We start from the raw sequence: 18,859 nt of genomic DNA, 5'->3' as shown, positions 1-18,859 counted from the left end.
CTTGGCTGTCCAGTCAGGGTAGCTCTATATCAGTTTGATTTTTAAACGGTTGGAACATTAGGCACAAAAAGAGAAAGGGCGCCGAGGCGCCCTTTTATCGTCTTGCTTGTCGCTCACTGCCGCTTACTCGTCGAGGAAGCTGCGCAGTACTTCGGAGCGGCTGGGATGGCGCAGTTTGCGCAATGCCTTGGCTTCGATCTGGCGAATACGCTCGCGGGTAACGTCGAACTGCTTGCCCACCTCTTCCAGAGTGTGGTCGGTGTTCATGTCGATACCAAAGCGCATGCGCAGTACCTTGGCTTCTCGAGCCGTCAGGCCCGAAAGCACGTCTTTGGTAGCATTACGCAGGCTTTCGCTGGTGGCGGAGTCGGCCGGCAAGGACAGGGTGGTGTCCTCGATAAAGTCGCCCAGATGGGAGTCTTCATCGTCGCCGATGGGCGTCTCCATCGAGATCGGCTCTTTGGCGATTTTCAGCACCTTGCGGATCTTGTCTTCCGGCATGGCCATGCGATGCGCCAGCTCTTCCGGGGTCGGTTCACGGCCCATTTCCTGCAGCATCTGGCGGGAAATACGGTTGAGCTTGTTGATGGTCTCGATCATGTGTACCGGAATACGGATGGTACGGGCCTGATCCGCGATGGAGCGGGTAATGGCCTGACGAATCCACCAGGTAGCGTAGGTCGAGAACTTGTAGCCGCGACGGTATTCAAACTTGTCCACGGCCTTCATCAAACCGATGTTACCCTCCTGGATCAGATCCAGGAACTGCAGGCCACGGTTGGTGTACTTCTTGGCGATGGAAATAACCAGACGCAGGTTGGCCTCAACCATTTCTTTCTTGGCGCGGCGGGCCTTGGCTTCACCGATGCTCATGCGACGGTTGATGTCTTTTATCTGCGAGATGGTCAGACCGGTTTCTTCTTCAACCAGCTTGAGCTTACTGATGGAACGCAGCACGTCTTCGGCGACTTCTTCCATCTTCACTGACCAGGCTTTACCGGCGGCCAGCTGCTTCTTGAACCATTCCTGCTCGCTTTCGTGTTGAGCAAAGGCCTGCACGAAGGTCTTCTTCGGCATTTTGCACTGCTCTACACACAGCTTCAGAATGAGGCGTTCCTGAATGCGTACGCGGTCCATGGTGTTACGCATGGCATTGACCAGGCGATCGAACTGCTTGGGCACCAGGCGAAACTCGCGGAAGATGTAGGCGAGCCCGGCGATTTCTGCAGCGGCTTCCGGCGAGGTACGGCCTTTGCTTTCAATCACGCCGCGCATGATGTCGTATTGTTCACGCAAGATGCCGAATTTTTCGCGCGCCAGCTCGGGATCCGGGCCGGTATCGACTTCTTCTTCGTCTTCGTCGTCTTTATCGTCTTCGTCTTCGTCTTCGTCTTCCAGCTCTTTATCGCTCAGTTCCGAGCCGATATGAGTAGCGGTGGGGGCGACGGTGTCGACGGCGTCCGGGTCGAGAAAACCGGAGATGATATCGCTCAGTTTGATGTCACCGGCTTCAAAGCGGTCAAACTGGTACAGCAAAGAGGTGATGGTCTCGGGGTATTCGGACACCGAGCTCTGCACCTGGTTGATGCCTTCTTCGATCCGTTTGGCGATGTCGATTTCGCCTTCACGGGTCAGCAGCTCAACCGTACCCATTTCGCGCATGTACATGCGTACCGGGTCGGTGGTGCGGCCAATTTCCGACTCAACAGAAGCCAGCGCCTGAGCGGCGGCCTCGGCGGCGTCTTCGTCGGCGGTGGTTTCAGACATCATCAGATCATCGGCATCGGGGGCGCTTTCCACCACCTGAATACCCATGTCATTGATCATCTGGATGATATCTTCGATTTGATCGGAATCGACGATATCCTGAGGAAGATGATCGTTTACCTCGGCATAGGTCAGGTAACCCTGTTCTTTACCTTTGGCAACGAGAAGTTTAAGCTGAGACTGCGGGGTTTGCTCCATAGAACTCGTCCGGTTAGATGTTGCAAGAGGGTGTAGGCATTAGGCACTCTTTTATGGCGCGCAAGTAGCCGATTATAACAAAATTTGACCAGCCTCGCTATGCTGGTCTGAGCTTGCCAACACGCCTCGCCTTCAATAATCGGTGAGAGTGCTGCAGCGTTCAATGGTTCATCATTACCCGTTTGCCGGGCCTGCTTTACGATATTGGGGCGTCACGCCCACTTTTCAATGTTCATCCGCTCCCACCCTTGCTTTCGCTGAGCAGCAGCAGTAATTCCTGTTTTTCTGCCGAGGTCAGTCCGTGCTGACTGCTTTTTCGTTGCAGCGATTCGATGCGGCTGGCCAGGTATTCGTTGATCAACACCACAAAGATATCCTGCAGCTCCTGCTCGATATGCTCGCCTGCAAACAGGCCTTCGGCCATTGCGAGGCGAGCCAGCGCCGGCTCGGATTCATGACCGCGCCAGTGTTCGAGCAACTGGGCCGTGGTCATTTCCGGTCGGTGTTGCACCTGACCCAACAGCGCCTGCAGCAGTTCCATGCCGGGTAATGGCAATTCGGCCAGTTCGGGCATGGCCGGTAGTCTGGCAGCGGCAGCCGGATATTGTAGCACAAGGGCAATGGCCCGGCGAATAGGGGTCAGCTTTATCTTTTTACCGGGCTGTCTGGCCGGGGCGGCTGGCTCTGCGCCGCTCTTCTGCAAACGACCGAACAGCTCTCGCACCCTCCGTTCGTTTTCGCCCCAGTTCAGCTGGCGGGAGAGGTGAGTGATCAGGCCTTCGCGGGTAAAGCCTTCCGGCACTCGAATAATGGCTTCCGCCGCCTTGTTGGCCAGCTCGTGCTGGCCGGCATCACCGCTCATGGTGTCCTGGGCCAGGCGCTCGAACAGGAAGTCGCCGAAGTCCTGGGCTTCGCTCAGTTGCTGCTCAAACACGGCGGCGCCCAGTTTGCGTACCAGGGTGTCGGGATCTTCGCCGTCGGGCAGAAACACGAATTTCAGGCTGCGACCATCCTGCATCAATGGCAGGGCATTTTCCAATGCGCGCCAGGCGGCTTCGCGTCCGGCTCGGTCTCCGTCGTAGCAGCAGATCACTTCGCGGGTGGTGCGGAACAGCAACTGCAGGTGATCGGGTGTGGTGGAGGTGCCGAGGCTGGCCACCGCATAGTCGATGCCAAACTGGGCCAGCGCCACTACATCCATGTAGCCTTCCACCACCAGGATACGATCCGGATTGCGGTGTGCCTGCCGTACTTCATAGAGGCCGTAGAGTTCACGCCCCTTGTGAAACACCGGTGTCTCGGGTGAATTCAGGTATTTCGGGGTGCCGTCGCCCAGAACGCGACCGCCAAAGCCGATAACCCGGCCGCGCCGGTCGTGAATGGGGAACATGATGCGATCGCGAAAACGGTCATAGACCCGGCCGTTGTCGCTTTGCAGCAGCATGCCGCCTTCAATCAGCTGGCGTTCGGCCTCCGGATTGCGGGCAAACTGTTTTTTTACACCATCCCACTGATCCGGCACGTAACCGATACGGAACTGTTTGACCACCTCGCCGCTCAGGCCTCGGCCCTTGAGGTAGCTGATGGCATCCTGGGACTGGCGCAGCTGTCCCTGATAGAAACGGCTGATATCGTTGAGCTGACCGTAGAGATCCTGGCGTACCGCCTTTGCCGCCGCCTGTTGTGCCGGAGATAGCGATGAGCCGCCGCTTTCCCGCGGGACCGTGACTCCGTGCATGCCGGCGAGTTCGTCGATGGCATCGAGAAATTCCAGTCCGTCATATTCCATCAGAAAGCCGAGCACGGTGCCGTGGGCGCCACAGCCGAAGCAATGATAGAACTGTTTATCGGCACTGACGGTAAAGGAGGGGGATTTTTCGTTGTGAAAAGGGCAGCAGGCCTGATAGTTCTTGCCGGCTTTTTTCAGTTTTACCCGCTGATCGATGAGATCGACGATGTCGGTTCTGGCCAACAGATCGTCAATAAAAGATTGGGGGATTCTGCCTGTCATCATTCACCGGAAAGCGAAAAAAACAAAGCCGTGCTTCAAGAAGAGGCACGGCCCGTCGGCAGGGAACAGCGTGAGCGCTTTAAGCCAGTCTGGCTTTAATGCTGGCGCTGACCTTGCCCATATCTGCACGTCCCTGGATTTGCGGTTTGAGCACCGCCATCACTTTGCCCATATCCTGCATGCCAGTGGCACCGGTATCGGCGATGGCTTGCGTCAGCAAGGCATCCAGTTCGTCTGCGGTCAGAGGTTGCGGCAGGAATTCCTGCAGCACCACGATTTCCTGGCGTTCACCATCGGCCAGCTCCTGACGTCCGGCCTGCTCAAATTGAGTGGCGGCGTCTTTACGCTGTTTCACCATTTTGGTGACGATGGTGATGATGGCGTCATCATCCAGGGTCTCGCGGCTGTCTATCTCTTTTTGTTTGATCTCTGCCAGCAGCATACGCAAGGTGCCGAGGCGCGCCTTGTTTCTGGCACGCATGGCAATCTTTTGTTGCTCTGACAGCTGGTCTTTTAAAGACATGAGATCAACAACAACTTAGTACAGACGAGTACGACGTGCGTTTTCACGAGCCAGTTTCTTGGCATGACGCTTAACAGCAGCAGCCTTGGCGCGCTTGCGTTCGGTAGTCGGCTTCTCGTAGTGCTCGCGACGACGCACTTCAGACAGGATACCGGCCTTTTCGCAGGAACGCTTGAAACGACGCAGGGCTACGTCGAAGGGCTCGTTTTCACGTACTTTAATTACTGGCATGTGCCTCTCACCTCGGTTAACTGGTCTGTCACCGACCAGTTTGACTAATAAAAATGGTGCGAAATTCTACTCTGAACCGGAACCTAAAGTAAAGTCCGGCAGCCCTTCGCTGGTTAAAAAATCACGGGGAGGGTAACATAGGCCCCTCTTTTCCGACAGCCTTGAATGATTAGACCGACATGCGTGTACTAGGTATAGAAACCTCCTGTGATGAAACCGGCATCGCCATCTACGACGACCAGCTCGGTATCATGGCTCACCAGTTATACAGCCAGGTCGCGCTGCATGCGGACTACGGTGGCGTGGTGCCCGAGCTTGCCAGTCGGGATCATATTCGCAAGACCATTCCGCTGATCGAGGCCGCGCTGGCCGACGCCGGTTGCAGTCGGGATGATATCGACGGTGTGGCCTATACCGCCGGACCCGGACTGATGGGCGCCCTGCTGGTTGGCGCTACCATAGGCCGTAGCCTGGCCTTCGCCTGGAACAAGCCGGCGGTGGCGGTGCATCATATGGAAGGTCACCTGCTGGCCCCCATGCTGGAAGAGCGGGTACCGGCCTTTCCTTTTGTCGCCCTGCTGGTGTCTGGCGGTCATACATTGTTAGTGCGGGTCGATGGCATTGGTCGTTACGAAATATTGGGCGAGTCGGTAGACGATGCCGCCGGTGAGGCGTTCGATAAAACCGCCAAGCTGATGGGATTGGATTACCCCGGTGGCCCGCGTCTGGCGAGGCTTGCCGAGCTGGGGCTGCCCAACCGCTTTAAATTTCCGCGGCCCATGACCGACAGGCCCGGGCTGGATTTCAGCTTTTCCGGCCTGAAAACCGCCACCGCCACCACCATTGCCCGAGAGGGTAACGACGAGCAGACTCGGGCCGACATCGCCCACGCCTTTCAGCAGGCGGTAGTCGATACCCTGGCCATCAAATGCAAACGTGCCCTGCAGCAGACCGGGCTCAATCGCCTGGTGGTAGCCGGTGGTGTGAGCGCTAATGTCTCGTTGCGAAGCCAACTGGAAGCGCTGATGAAGGGGCTGAAGGGCGAGGTATTCTATCCGCGTAACGAATATTGCACCGATAACGGCGCCATGATTGCCTTCGCCGGCCTGCAACGACTGAAAGCCGGTGAAAGCGAGCCGCTGGCGGTACGCGCCCGGCCGCGCTGGCCGCTCGATGAGCTGGAAGCGGTTGATTGACGTGACCCCGTGCGGAGTAAAGAGTGAGGTGTTAGGAAAGAACGTTGCCTTATACCTCACCCTTCACAGTGTTATTCCCCACGATGTCCCCTGAACTTGTCCAGAATCGGTTTTTCTTGCCGGTGATACAGACGGCTGATATTACGGTGATGGCGCAGTATGAGCAGGCAGGAGAGCAGGGCCACCGCCAGGGTATATTCCGGCTTGATGAAATACACATAGAGTGGTGCCACCAGGGCGGTAATGAGTGAGGCCAGCGAGGAATAGCCAAACAATCCCAGGCAGACCAGCCAGGTCAGCAGCATCAGGCCGGTCATGTCCATGCCCAGTGGCAGCAGGGTACCCAGGGCGGTTGCCACGCCCTTGCCACCGCGAAAGTGGAAAAACAGCGGGAACATGTGTCCCAGGCAGGCAGCCATACCGATCAAGGCCAGATACAGAGGGCTGATGTCGAGAAACCAGCCCAGATAAACCGGCAGTGTTCCCTTGAGAATATCGAGCAGCAGCACCCAGACCGCGGCGCTGCGGTTGCCGGTGCGCAGCACATTGGTGGCACCGGGGTTGCCCGAGCCATGCTGTCGTGGGTCCGGCAGACGGTAAAGACGAGAGATCAACACGGCACTGGAGATGGATCCTCCCAGATAGGCAAGCATGATCATAAACAGGGTGAGAGCCGTCATTCTCGGTTTATACCTCGGGGTCAATCCGTTACTATTGCGCGCTTAAAAACCGAGCTGCTGGCTGAGCCAGCAAGGCCCGATCGCCGAAAATAACCACAGCTTAACAGAAGATATAAACGATGGATAAAGTGTTTGTACAAGCCCTGGAAGTGCTCACTACCATTGGCGCTTATGAATGGGAAAAGAGCATAAAACAAAAGATCCGCTTCGATCTGGAGATGATGCATGACAATCGGCCGGCGGCGCTGGGTGACGATCTGACCAAGGCGCTTGATTATGCCGCCCTGTCCCAGAAAGTGACGCAGCACGCCGAACAAAATCATGTAGAGCTGGTCGAAACCATGGCCGAGCAGATAGCCCAGTTGATCCTGGCGGAGTTTCCGGTTCAGTCGGTAAAAGTTCGGCTGACCAAGCCGGGCGCTGTGGCCAATGCCGCTGGCGTGGGCGTAGAAATAGAGCGCTTTGCCGACCATGCCCGCGGTGTCTGAGACACCATAAAAGCGCCATAAGACTCGGCTATCCTATCGATGTAACCGATTAAAGGAATAGCAAGATGGAAGTGCACGTCATACTGCTCGCCCTTATTCAGGGGTTTACCGAATTCCTCCCCATTTCCAGCTCGGCGCACCTGATTCTGCCTTCGGTGTTGCTGGGCTGGCGCGATCAGGGCATGGCCTTCGACGTGGCGGTACATCTGGGCAGCCTGCTGGCGGTGCTGTATTACTTCCGCAAGGAAGTCGTTACCCTGACCCGGGCCTGGTCTCGCTCGTTGCGCGGAAAAGGACATAATGCCGAATCGCGGCTGGCCTGGAGCATAGTGCTGGCAACGGTGCCGGCCTGTGTGATTGGGGCGCTGTTTGGTGGCGTGATCGCCGACTACCTGCGTTCCGGCTGGGTCATTGCGGCGGCCACCGTGGTGTTTGGTTTGTTGCTGTGGCTCGCGGACAAGATGGCGCAGCTGTACAAAGACGAATATCAGACCGGTTGGCGGGGCGCTCTTTTGTTGGGGTGCGCCCAGGCGCTGGCCCTGATCCCGGGTACTTCACGCAGCGGCATCACCCTGACCGCCGGCCTGATGCTGGGCATGACCCGGGCTGCCGCCGCTCGCTTTTCGTTTCTGATGTCCATCCCCATCATCTTTCTGGCCGGCAGCCATCAGGCGAGCGGTTTAATCGGCTCCGGCCTGACCATGCCCTGGTCGGCCATCGGCTTGGGCGTGGTGGTGTCTTTTGCCAGCGCCCTGACCTGCATTCATCTTTTTCTGGCGCTGCTCAACCGTATCGGTGTCATGCCTTTCGTCTTGTATCGATTAGGGCTGGGCGCCGTGTTGTTCTGGGTAATGGCCGGCCAGCTTTAAGCGGCCAGCCATCGTCTTAGCTGCTGCAGGCGGGCGTCAGCAATGGCCTCGCCGATGGCCGGGCCCCTGAGACCCTGAGCCACAAAGGGGGCGGCGGTAATGGCTCTCAGTTCGCACAACCACTGCCATAGTCGCTCCCGCTGCGGGTAAGGACGCTGTTCGAAGCCGGTTCTGCCCTGCAAATCCGCCTGGGCACACAAGAGTAACTGGGCGAAGCGCTCGGGCTTGCGCCAGGCATCGGTATGCTGAAACAGTGCCAGTACCGCCTCGGCCTGCTCCGGCGCCGGGTTGACCAGCCGATGCAGGCAAATATGCCAGCGGCTCATAAGCAGGGCCAGTTCCCTGTGTTCGGTGGGCACCCTGAAGCGGGCGCACAGCGTCGCTATCGGCTCTATGCCCAATTCGCCGTGATCGTGGTGGCTGGGCCATTTATCCGATGGGGTCAGCGCCTTGCCGAAGTCATGGCAGAGGGCGGCAAAGCGACAGGGGATGCCGGCGCCCAGCTCCGCGGCGCGTTTGAGTACCATCATGGTGTGCAGACCGGTGTCGATTTCCGGGTGCCATTCTTTCGGTCCGGGCACGCCGAACAGGGCATCCACTTGTGGAAACAGCACCTTGAGTGCACCGCACCGGCGCAATACCTCGAAAAACACCTGGGGGTTGTCGCTGGCCAGGGCCTTTTCCGTTTCTTTCCACACTCGTTCCGGCGTCAGGGCGCCAAGCTCACCGCCGGCAGCCATCTGTTGCATCAGAGTCTGGGTTTCATCGGCCACGGTAAAACCCTGAGCGTGAAAGCGGGCGGCGAAGCGCGCCACCCGCAAGACCCGCAGCGGATCTTCTCCGAAGGCGTCGGACACATGGCGCAGCACCCGCGCCTCTATGTCGGCCTGGCCACCGTAGGGATCATGCAGTGTGCCTTGCTGATCCCGGGCGATGGCATTGATGGTCAGATCCCGACGCAGCAGGTCTTGTTCCAATGTGACGTCGGGGCCGAATTCGCAGATAAAACCGGTGTAGCCCTTGCCTGACTTGCGCTCGGTACGGGCCAGGGCGTATTCCTCGCGGCTTGTCGGGTGCAGAAACACCGGAAAGTCCTTGCCGACCTGGTTGTAGCCAAGCTTGAGCAATTGCTCGGGAGTCGCCCCCACCACCATGTAGTCGCGTTCCCTGACCTTCAGCCCCAGCAGTTCATCCCGTACCGCGCCCCCCACCAGATAGACTTCCACGAATTCAGGCCCTCTTTCTCTAAAAAAGGTCATTATAACGGCTGAAGATGAAAAAAGACGCCGCAGCGTCTTTTTCATCTTACAGCTTTCGGCTTAGGGCTCCCGATCAACCCTCACCCAACGACAGCAGGGTGGCGTTGCCGCCGATGGCCGTGGTGTTGTTGGTGATGGTCTTCTCGGTGATGAAGCGAGTCAGGTAGTGGGGGCCACCGGCCTTGGGGCCGGTGCCGGACAGGCCCTGGCCACCGAAGGGTTGTACGCCCACCATGGCGCCGATCTGATCCCGGTTGATGTAGGCGTTGCCCGCATCGATACTTTGGGCCACATATTCGGCAAAGGACTCGTTACGGCTGTGAATGCCCAGGGTCAGGCCGTAACCGGTATTATTGATATCCTTGATTACCTGATCGATGTCTTTGGCCTTGAAGCGCACCACGTGCAGTATGGGGCCGAACTGTTCTTTCTCCAGTTCACCGATGGCGCCGATCTCCAGCGCCGTGGGTTGAATATAGAAGCCCTGATCGCAGCCTTTGCCGAGCGACGTCTGGGCGATGATATTCTTGCCTTCGGCCTGCATCCTGCTCAGGTGGGCTTCGAGGCCGGACTGGGCGTCCTGGTCGATCACCGGGCCTACGTCTGTCGACCACAGCGCCGGATCGGCCACGCTCAGCTCGTTCATGGCACCTTTCAGTATGCCCAGTACCCGTTCGGCGATGTCGTCCTGCAGGTAGAGCACCCGCAGGGCGGAACAACGCTGGCCGGCGCTCTGGAAGGCGGCGCGTACCACGTCCCGTACCACCTGCTCGGGCAGGGCGGTGGAGTCGACGATCATGGCGTTCTGGCCTCCGGTTTCGGCAATCAGCGGTATGATGGCGCCTTTCCGCTTGGCCAGGGTCTGGTTGATCAGCATGGCGGTGTCGGTAGAGCCGGTGAAACAGACGCCGGCAATGCGCGGATCCGCGGTCAGCGTCGCGCCAACGGTGGCACCGTCGCCGGGCAGTAGCTGCAGCACATCGGCAGGAATACCGGCCTTGTGAGCCAGGGTAACCGCCAGATGGGCGATCAGGCTGGTCTGCTCGGCGGGCTTGGCCAGCACGGTATTGCCGGTGGCCAGGGCGGCGGAAATTTGACCGAGGAAAATCGCCAGCGGGAAGTTCCAGGGGCTGATGCAGACGAAGGGACCACGGCCCTGGGCGAACAGCAGGTTCAGCTCGCCGGTGTATCCGGGCAGCTTCTTCGGCTCCATCAGCACGCGGGCTTCATTGGCATAGTAGCGGCAGAAGTCCACCGCCTCACGCACCTCGTCGATGCCGTCCTGCAGCAGCTTGCCCGCTTCCCGGGTACAGAGGGAAATAAATTCGTCCTGGTGTTCTTCCAGCAGATCCGCCAGCTTTTCCAGTGCCTGGGCGCGGACGTCCACCGGTGTGTTGCGCCAGCCCCCGAAGGCGGCCTGCGCCTTGCCGACGGCCAGCTCGACGGTGGCTTTATCGGCGAAGTGAACCTGGCCGACCTGATGGCCGTTATTCTGGGGGCTCAGTACTGCGTTGGCGGTGCCCGTGGTCAGGGTTTTGCCGCCGACGATGGGGCCGCCCTGCCAGCTCTTGCCGGCCAGTTTATCCAGCGCCTTGAAGAAGGGGACGCGAATGCCCTCGATATTCATGTTCAGGCCCCGGGAATTGGTCCGGTCGGGGAAGATGGCCAGCGGCAGCGGTATCTTGTCGTTGGCGAGAGTATCGTATTCCGCCAGACTGGTCAGCGGATGGGTGATCAGGGTGTCGATGGGCGTCTTGGGATCCACCAGCTTGTGCACGAAGGAGGTATTGGCGCCGTTTTCCAGCAGGCGACGCACCAGGTAGGGCAGCAGATCCTTGTGCGCGCCAACCGGCGCATAGATGCGGCAATTCAGTCCCGGGTTTTCAGCCAGCACGGCGTTGTACAGTTCTTCGCCCATGCCGTGCAGGCGCTGAAATTCGAAGTTTCGCTCACCGGCCATGGCCATCACCGACACCACCGTATGGGCGTTGTGGGTGGCAAACTGGGGATAAATGGCGCCATTACAGGCTTCGCTCAGCAGGTAGCGGGCACAGGCCAGGTAAGACACATCGGTGCCGGCCTTGCGGGTATAGACCGGATAGCCGTCGATGCCGCTTTGCTGGCAGAGTTTGATTTCACTGTCCCAGTAGGCGCCTTTGACCAGACGTACCGGAATTTCATCGCCCTGTTCGCGCGCCAGGGCGGTCAGCCAGCACAATACCGGCAGGGCGCGCTTGGAATAGGCCTGGATAACCAGCCCCAGGCCGCCCCAGCCCTGGTTGACGTCCGACCGGTACAGCGCCTCGAACAAGTCGAGCGACAGCTCAAGCCGGTCCATTTCTTCCGCGTCTATGGTGATAAATACATCCAGCTTGCGGGCCAGCTCCAGCAGCCCGAGCACGGTGGCGTACAGCTCGGTCAGTACCCGTTCCCGATTCGCTTCTTCGTAGCGGGGATGCAGGGCCGACAGCTTGATGGAAATGGAAGGGCGCGGCACCTTGGGATTGTTGAGTTTCTCGGCCCCGACGGTAGCGATGGCATTGGCGTAGTCGGCGCGGTATTTCTCGGCATCACTGGCGGTCATGGCAGCTTCGCCCAGCATGTCGTAGGAGTGGGTATAGCCGAGCTCGCGAGACTTGCGGCTGGCCTTGAGCGCCTCCTTGATGTCACGGCCCAGCACGAACTGCTTGCCCATGATCTTCATGGCCGCATACATGGCCGAGCGCACCATGGGCTCGCCCATGCGGTTGATCATGCGATTGAGCACATTGGCCGGATTGCCATCGAGCTTCTTGTCCATGCGCACTATCTTGCCGGTCAGCATCAGCCCCCAGGTAGAGGCATTGACCAGGGTGGAGTCGCTCTGGCGGAAATGACTGGCCCAGTCGGCGCCGGACAGTTTGTCTTTTATCAACTCGTCGGCGGTGTGGCTGTCGGGAATGCGCAGCAGGGCTTCGGCCAGACACATCAGGATAATGCCTTCCTGGGTATCCAGGCTGTATTGCTGCAAAAAGGCGTCGATGCCGTCACCGCCGTCGCTTTCTTCTCGTACCCGGGTGACCAGTTGGCGGGCCTGTTCATTTATCTGCGTCAGAGTCTGACCACTGGCGGGCACCTGCTCCAGCAAGGCGGCCAGATAGGTGTTTTCGTCGACGATGTAGTTTTGGGTGATGTCCTGGCGCAGAGACGGCAGATCTCTGGGGGCATAGTCGGGGGCAAAGACGGTGGCGGCAGTAAACATAACGGCACTCCTGATGTCGCGAGGTAACGGCTGCCCGAGCGAGGCGGCTGTTAGGGATATTGATGTATACGATTAATGGGTAATCAAAAGTTTGCACATCGACCTGAACGCTAAAGTGAGGTTTTTATGGCATTTCAATCGGTTTATATCTGATTTAACGTCTGTTTTTGTATACGAAGTCGGGGGCGCCATGCTTTATCTGTCAGGTTTTATCAATATAGCTGAAGCCGTCGCCGGCAGTTGTCGATGGTGATGGTGCGTGCCTTGACGGTGGGGGCGATATGGATGATGTGCCGGTGTGCGATAGTGGGGACGCACCGAATGGAGATTGGCGACAACAGGGAGTCCGGCGTTAATACTCGACCGACCGGTGCCATTGTCTTGTCGGTGGCTCTGGCCCTATAATGCGCGCTCATTTTTGTCTGTGGTAAGCAAGCCAAGTGCACTATCAACGTCTTCCCAAGGGGCCTTTCGCCCTGTCTGTGGTTTATCTGATCACCGGCGCCTCCATTGCCGCTTCCATGGTGTTTTCTCTGTTGTTGTTCCTGTCGCTGGAGCAGGGCCTGCTGATGAAGCTGATGTTTGGCGGCCTGGCGTTGGTGTTCGAGGTCGGCAAGTTTTATATCTGGTATGAAATGGGCGAACGCACCAACCGTGGTGATGCGATGGGGTCGCTGAAGGCGCTCTGTTTCTATGGGGTATTGGCGGGGCTTTCCATTGCCGGCAGTGTCGGCGGCATTAACGCCGCCACCAACACCCTGATGCAGGGGGATGAAGCCAAGGCGGCCGAGGTGCAGAGCTATAACGACAAGATAGTGTCTCTGGATCGGGAAATCGAGATTAACGAGCAGGCGGCCCAGGCTTATATCGACATGAAACGCATTGCCAACGGCATGACCAAGATGCTGGCGCGCAATCAGGAGTTACGGGCCCGACAGGATGAGTTACGGCGTCAGCGGGATAAGGTGGCCATTACCAGCCAGAGTTCGCTGATGGGGCTGATGTCCAGCCTGGCCGATGGCCTGGGCTGGCCATTGGAGCGGGTGCAGTTTGGTGTTGTTGCCGCCCTGTCTGTGCTGCTGGATTTCTTTGCGGCCTTCTTTATTTCGCTGCTGGGGGAAGAAACCCGTTTCCGGCGTAGTCGCAGAAAGAAGGAGCAGCAGCAGGTAGCAGTGACACCAGAAGTACCGGCGGAGCCTGCCATGCCGGCTCGTCCGGATTATTATCATGAACTGGTGGCCCGGTTGCAGGCCGGTGAGCTGCGTTGTGCCAAGGGAGCCGTGTCGCGCATGCTGGAGAAGCCGTTGGAAGAAGTAGAAGATATCTTTCACTGGTTGCTGCAGGACGGCATCGTCTATCGCAAGCCCAACCGGCATTTCGCCCTGAGCCAGCAAGACCAAAGCTAACGAACCGCTCATATCTCGAGTTACGACAAAGGCGCCCCAGGGCGCCTTTGTCGTTGATTAATACCAATTCCAGTAATGATCTGGTCATATTAAGGCCTCAGATCAGAGGCAACAGAGCCGACTCCCTCGACACGCTACGGGATATGACACTCATTGTTTCAACCTACTGCGAACATTCACTGGATGTTCGGTCAGGTTGAAACAATTCGTGCGGCAAGACAAGCTTGCCCCCTCTAAGCTCGGACATGCCATCTGACCGCCAGGGAGGGCGGGAATGCCGGAACGGCAGGAGCATTTTCCGGCGGTCGTGGGAGTCGTTCTCTGTTGCTTCTTCTGGAACACCGAGTTGTCCGCAGGCTGTGCTAACAGGCGATGCCGGAGCATCAAGGAGGGCAAAGGGATCTGCTCCACCGACCATCACATGACAGGGACGTCATGTGCTGAGCGTCACAAGGAGGTGCTTGAGCGAGTCGGTGGAGCGGGCCCTTTGTCCGGGGTTGGTATAACTCGGTCTTAGTTCATCCAGCGGCTCTGATTGCGCTTGCGGCGCAACGGAATCATCGGCAGTAGTATCCCGAACAGAATGCCGGCGCCGGCTACCATGCCGCCGTTCAGCAGCCAGTCCAGACGCATTTTGTGTTCCTTGTCATCCATCAGGCTGCTCAGACGCTGGTTTTCACTTTCCAGCTTGGCGTGTTGCTGACGCAGCTCGTTGAATTGATCGTGCACCAGGTTCAATTCCTGCTCCTGTTGCAACAGCCGGGTAGTTTTGTCCTGCATATCCAGCTCATGACGTTCATCTACCGAGGCGAGCATCTGCTTGGTGTTGGTCAGTTCCTCTTCCAGCAACGGCAGCCGTGAGCGAAAGCTTTCTTCCGTCTGTATAAAGTCGCCATTTACCCAGCCGGTACGACCCTCGGCGTCACGAATTTGTACGTACTCGGTCTTGGCATCATGATCCAGTTGCTCGACCGGCTCGCCGGCATTGACGGTGCCGATGATACGGAACTGGTTGCTGGGACCGGAGTGCAGATAGGTATATACGTTATCTGAAATGTAACGATTGGCGGCTTCGGCCACGCCGAGCCACGGCAGATAGCACAGCAGTACCACAAGAAGTCTCGATTTCACCTGGGGTTCCTTCGTTCTCGATAATTCATTGTCAACAGTGGGAACATGGTAATGGGTGCAAGGGGGGAGAACAAGAACAAGGGGGCGTTTTGCCCCCTTGAAGCCGGTGCTTAGCTGAAGCACCACTGAATGATATAGAAGAAGATGATGGCCAGAATAGCGCCGGCAGGGAGCGTGACTATCCAGGAAACCACTATATTGCGCAATACGTTAAGATTGAGCGCCGCAATACCGCGCGCCAGACCGACGCCCATCACGGCACCGACCAGAGTCTGGGTGGTGGAAATGGGCAGGCCGGTGCCGGATGCGATCACCACTGTCGCAGCGGTGGCCAGCTGGGCGGCAAAGCCACGGCTGGGGGTCAGGTGGGTAATACCGGTACCTACTGTGGCCATTACCTTGTGACCGAGTGAGGCCAGGCCGATGACGATGCCGATGCCGCCCAACGGCAGTATCCACCAGGCGATGCTGGACTTGGCCGCAATTTCGCCGGAGCTTTGCACTATGCTGACCACGGCAGACAGCGGCCCTATGGCATTGGCCACATCGTTGGAGCCGTGGGCAAAAGCCATGGCGCAGGCGGTAACCACCATCAGGATGCCGAACACCTTCTCCACGTTGGAGTAGTGCATGTCCTTGTCATCGTTCGGGTTGTACTGCTGGCGCTTGATATAAAGACTGCAGAGCACGGCGCTGAACAGGGAAACCAGAATCGACAGCCCCCAGCTCTGGGCATCGCTCATGTCCAGACCAACATGCTTGAGACCCTTCTTCAGGGTCACCAGACAGATCACCATCACCGTCATGAAGATGTAAACCGGCACGTACTTCTTGGCGGCCGCCAGCGGATTGTCGGTGTTGAAAATCAACCGCTGTACGCTGATGAAGGTGAAGTAGGCGAGCACACCAGACAGCGCCGGGGTGATAATCCAGGAGCCGACCACGCCGGCCACCTTGTTCCAGTGCACCGCCTCCGAGCCCAGTGATACCAGGGCGAAGCCGATGATGGCGCCGATAATGGAGTGAGTGGTGGACACCGGCCAGCCGAAGTAGGATGCCAGCAGCAGCCAGGTACCGGCGGCCAGCAATGAGGCAATCATGCCAAACACCAACAAATCGGGATGCCCGGCAAAGGCGTTGGAGTCGATAATACCGTTTTTTATGGTTGAGGTGACCTCACCCCCTGCCAGATAGGCGCCGGCAAATTCGAAGACCATGGCGATGAGGATCGCCTGCTTGATGGTCAGTGAGCGGGTGCCCACCGAGGTGCCCATGGCGTTGGCCACATCATTGGCACCGATACCCCAGGCCATAAAAAAGCCGAAGAGCGCCGCCACCAGAATCAGCGTGGTGCCGTAGTTAGCAATGATATCCATTGTAATACCTTGTTATTTCGCTCAGGAACGGGACAGCATCAGCTCTAAACGGGCACCTACCCGTTCGGCCTGATCTGCCAGGTCACCGACCCACTCGAGGATCTTGTACAAAAACATGATATCGATAGGGTTATAGCCGTCTTCGATGGCCTGCAATTGCTTGCGCAGTTTGGCTTGCATCACATCGGTATCATCTTCGATCAGGTCGAGCTGGTGGATCATTTCGGACACCAAATCCATTTCCCGGCCCTTGAAGCCGGTTTCCAGCAGTTCATCGAGCTCGTCAATGGCCTTGGCGGCCTGAGCGGTAGCATCGATACACCGGCTGAGATAATCCATGAAGGCGGGTTTGAGCTGCGGCGGAATACCCATCTGACGACCTATAATACGGCCGGAGATGTCTTTCGCCTTGTTGGCGATCTTGTCTTGCTGAGTGAGCAGTTCCAGCATATCGGTACGCTCAACCGGCATAAACAGGCCGCGAGGGAGTTTGAGACGAATTTCCCGTTTCAGCGTGTCGGCTTCCCGTTCCAGCTGGGAAATGCGGCGTTGAATAATCTCGGCTTGCTCCCAGTCCTGCTCCCACATGGCGTCGAAGAAGGGAACCAATTGCTGTGCAGCTTCATGGACTTTAATCACATGCTTCTGCAGGGGCTTGATTGGGGACTTGGCAAAGAGTCCTAAAATAGTATTTACTGGCATGGCCAACCCTGTGTCGGTGAAAAAACACTCGATACATTAAAGTGGCGCGAATGGTAACTTAACTATAAAGGCAAGAAAACAGCATTTTTCATGATGCCGGGGTCTCGGCTCATCGGTATTTTATTATTGTACTTTTAAATCAAAAGGTTGGAACTCCCGGACACCCTTATGGATACAGAAATCGAACTCAAGTTTCTTGTCTCACCCGAGGTGGGCGCTCAGCTGTCCACACAGTTGCAATCTTACCAAATCCTCCAGCAGGACCAGCAACATCTGGCCAACACCTATTTCGATACCGCCGATCTGGCGTTGCGCAAAATGGATGCCGGTTTGCGTATCCGCAGTCAGAACGGGGAGATGGAGCAAACCATCAAGCTGGCGGGCAATCAGGTGGGGGGGCTGCATCAACGGCCGGAGTATAATGTTCCCCTGACGGTACACTCCCCTGATCTGTCGCTGTTTCCGGCCCGGATCTGGCCCGAAGGGCTGGAGGTGGCGCAGATACAGGCGTCATTGCAGCCGTTGTTCAGCACCGATTTTCTGCGTCGGCGCTGGTTGCTGGCGATCGACGGCACCGAAATAGAGCTGGCACTGGATGAAGGGGAGGTACAGGCGGGAGAACGGCGAGAGCCCATTCACGAGCTGGAGCTGGAGTTGGTAAAAGGCGATGTCTCTCAGTTGTTCGAGCTGGCCGAGGAACTGGTGAAAGCGGGCGGCTTGCGACTGGGGGCCGTTTCCAAGGCCAGGCGCGGCTATCAACTGGCGGGGCTCAGCTCCAGCCCCCGGCTGTGCATGCTGGAACCGCTGGCGCTGCAACCGCAGGATGTGTGTGAGCAGACCATGGTGGCCTTGCTGCACAAGGGGCTGCGTCACTGGCAACATCATGAAGAGGGCTGGCTGGCCAACGCGAGTCTCGAATGGCTGGTACAGCTGAGAGAGGGAGTCTCTCTGGTGCATCAGACCCTGCTGTTGTTTGGCGAACTGGTTTCGCACCGGATCAACAGCGGCTGGATAGATGATTTACTGTGGTTACAGCAGCAACTGTCATGGCTGGATCGGGCCCAGATGCTGGTTCACCTGACCGCCGACAAGGGTCATTACCTGCGTCGACTGGACTGCCGGAAAACCCTGGTCAGTCAATTGTTGGCTCAGCAGGCGCAGTTGCCCGACGCCACCCAGCTGCGCACCCTGTTCTACAGCCCCCGTTATGCACGATTGATGCTGGGACTGACCCACTGGCTGTACCGCCAGGACTGGCGAGCCGGACTGGCTCCGGCGCAGACGGCCCAGTTGGCCGCTCCGGTGGCCGAGCTGGCCCGACAACGACTGGATGACAGTTGGCATACCCTGCGTCACAGCGCACTGGGCAAGCCGGAACTGAATGGCGCGCAATACATACAGCAAAAGGGCAAGCTCAGACGCAACCTGATGGTTGGACTCTGCTTCAGCGACTTGTATCCGGAGACGGAGCGTATGACGTTTCGCATGCCCTGGCTCGACATTCTGCGCGGCATCGAAGATCTGGATATGTTATCGCCGCTGCTGGATCTGCGTGATGAGCTGAACGAGCAAGACAGCGCCGAGCTGGACGAATGGCTGGCGCGCAAGCAGCGATTTTTGCTGGAAGCGCTGGAGCAGTCCCGGGCCCAGGCTTTGCTGCTGCAACCCTACTGGCGCTGAGGCGGCTGTTGCTGAATACCGAATGATTATCGTCATTCCCGCGAAGGCGCTGAGGGCTCCCCAGTTTTTATAGGTCATGCCGAAACACCCGGCGAGAGCAA

General features: G+C 58.0%; 14 protein-coding genes and 1 pseudogene. 5 read left to right on the top strand and 10 right to left on the bottom strand.

The features are described 5' to 3' along the window. Window positions 1–123 precede the first annotated feature (123 nt). The 4 genes and pseudogenes from rpoD to rpsU form a co-directional block, all read right to left on the bottom strand. Window positions 124–1,971, bottom strand: a pseudogene (rpoD, locus tag ABD827_RS01170) (RNA polymerase sigma factor RpoD); the annotation flags it as partial. Window positions 1,972–2,197: 226 nt separating this feature from the next. Further along, entirely contained in the window at window positions 2,198–3,976 is a 1,779-nt protein-coding gene (gene dnaG, locus ABD827_RS01165; RefSeq protein WP_344961679.1) for a DNA primase, read from the bottom strand. Window positions 3,977–4,055: 79 nt separating this feature from the next. Continuing rightward, window positions 4,056–4,499, bottom strand: a complete 444-nt coding sequence (locus tag ABD827_RS01160; protein WP_204795213.1) for a GatB/YqeY domain-containing protein — start codon at window positions 4,497–4,499, stop codon at window positions 4,056–4,058. Window positions 4,500–4,514: 15 nt separating this feature from the next. Next, window positions 4,515–4,730 (bottom strand): 30S ribosomal protein S21, encoded by a 216-nt coding sequence (rpsU, locus tag ABD827_RS01155; protein ID WP_014293599.1) that lies wholly within the window; start codon window positions 4,728–4,730, stop codon window positions 4,515–4,517. 179 nt (window positions 4,731–4,909) lie between these two features. On the opposite strand from rpsU, the gene tsaD reads away from it, so the two are divergent. Next, window positions 4,910–5,926, top strand: a complete 1,017-nt coding sequence (tsaD, locus tag ABD827_RS01150) for a tRNA (adenosine(37)-N6)-threonylcarbamoyltransferase complex transferase subunit TsaD (RefSeq protein WP_344961585.1) — start codon at window positions 4,910–4,912, stop codon at window positions 5,924–5,926. Between the two features lie 71 nt (window positions 5,927–5,997). Here the strand turns inward: tsaD and plsY are convergent, their stop codons facing one another. Then, window positions 5,998–6,606, bottom strand: a complete 609-nt coding sequence (plsY, locus tag ABD827_RS01145) for a glycerol-3-phosphate 1-O-acyltransferase PlsY (protein WP_344961583.1) — start codon at window positions 6,604–6,606, stop codon at window positions 5,998–6,000. 119 nt (window positions 6,607–6,725) lie between these two features. On the opposite strand from plsY, the gene folB reads away from it, so the two are divergent. Both folB and ABD827_RS01135 read left to right on the top strand, forming a co-directional pair. Continuing rightward, window positions 6,726–7,094, top strand: a complete 369-nt coding sequence (gene folB, locus ABD827_RS01140; protein ID WP_344961582.1) for a dihydroneopterin aldolase — start codon at window positions 6,726–6,728, stop codon at window positions 7,092–7,094. Window positions 7,095–7,159: 65 nt separating this feature from the next. Next, window positions 7,160–7,963, top strand: a complete 804-nt coding sequence (locus ABD827_RS01135; RefSeq protein ID WP_344961580.1) for an undecaprenyl-diphosphate phosphatase — start codon at window positions 7,160–7,162, stop codon at window positions 7,961–7,963. Here the strand turns inward: ABD827_RS01135 and ABD827_RS01130 are convergent. Together ABD827_RS01130 and putA are read right to left on the bottom strand one after the other, a co-directional pair. After that, a complete protein-coding gene (locus ABD827_RS01130) occupies window positions 7,960–9,189 on the bottom strand; it encodes a multifunctional CCA addition/repair protein (RefSeq protein WP_344961677.1) in 1,230 nt (409 codons plus the stop codon). The genes ABD827_RS01135 and ABD827_RS01130 overlap by 4 nt on opposite strands. Window positions 9,190–9,295: 106 nt before the next feature. Beyond that, window positions 9,296–12,463: a bifunctional proline dehydrogenase/L-glutamate gamma-semialdehyde dehydrogenase PutA gene (putA, locus tag ABD827_RS01125; protein ID WP_344961578.1), complete on the bottom strand. Its 3,168-nt coding sequence runs from the start codon at window positions 12,461–12,463 to the stop codon at window positions 9,296–9,298. 440 nt (window positions 12,464–12,903) lie between these two features. Between putA and ABD827_RS01120 the strand changes: the two genes are divergently transcribed. After that, window positions 12,904–13,869 (top strand): hypothetical protein, encoded by a 966-nt coding sequence (locus ABD827_RS01120; protein ID WP_344961576.1) that lies wholly within the window; start codon window positions 12,904–12,906, stop codon window positions 13,867–13,869. A 513-nt stretch (window positions 13,870–14,382) separates the two neighbouring features. Here ABD827_RS01120 and ABD827_RS01115 read toward each other — a convergent pair. The 3 genes from ABD827_RS01115 to ABD827_RS01105 all read right to left on the bottom strand — a co-directional run bounded on the left by ABD827_RS01115 (window position 14,383) and on the right by ABD827_RS01105 (window position 17,078). Further along, on the bottom strand, window positions 14,383–15,000 hold the full coding sequence (locus tag ABD827_RS01115) for a TIGR04211 family SH3 domain-containing protein (protein ID WP_344961574.1): 618 nt from the start codon (window positions 14,998–15,000) through the stop codon (window positions 14,383–14,385). Window positions 15,001–15,110: 110 nt separating this feature from the next. Further along, window positions 15,111–16,376: an inorganic phosphate transporter gene (locus ABD827_RS01110; protein WP_344961572.1), complete on the bottom strand. Its 1,266-nt coding sequence runs from the start codon at window positions 16,374–16,376 to the stop codon at window positions 15,111–15,113. 21 nt (window positions 16,377–16,397) lie between these two features. After that, a complete protein-coding gene (locus ABD827_RS01105; protein ID WP_298719584.1) occupies window positions 16,398–17,078 on the bottom strand; it encodes a TIGR00153 family protein in 681 nt (226 codons plus the stop codon). Window positions 17,079–17,246: 168 nt separating this feature from the next. Here ABD827_RS01105 and ABD827_RS01100 point away from each other — a divergent pair, with 168 nt between their 5' ends. After that, window positions 17,247–18,758 carry a CYTH and CHAD domain-containing protein gene (locus tag ABD827_RS01100; RefSeq protein ID WP_344961569.1) on the top strand — a complete coding sequence of 504 codons (1,512 nt, stop codon included), beginning with the start codon at window positions 17,247–17,249 and terminating at the stop codon, window positions 18,756–18,758. Window positions 18,759–18,859: the final 101 nt, after the last annotated feature.

Source organism: Oceanisphaera sediminis (assembly GCF_039539745.1).
In the GTDB taxonomy this organism is placed as follows: domain Bacteria; phylum Pseudomonadota; class Gammaproteobacteria; order Enterobacterales; family Aeromonadaceae; genus Oceanimonas; species Oceanimonas sediminis.
This window is presented reverse-complemented; position numbering and strand designations above follow the sequence as displayed.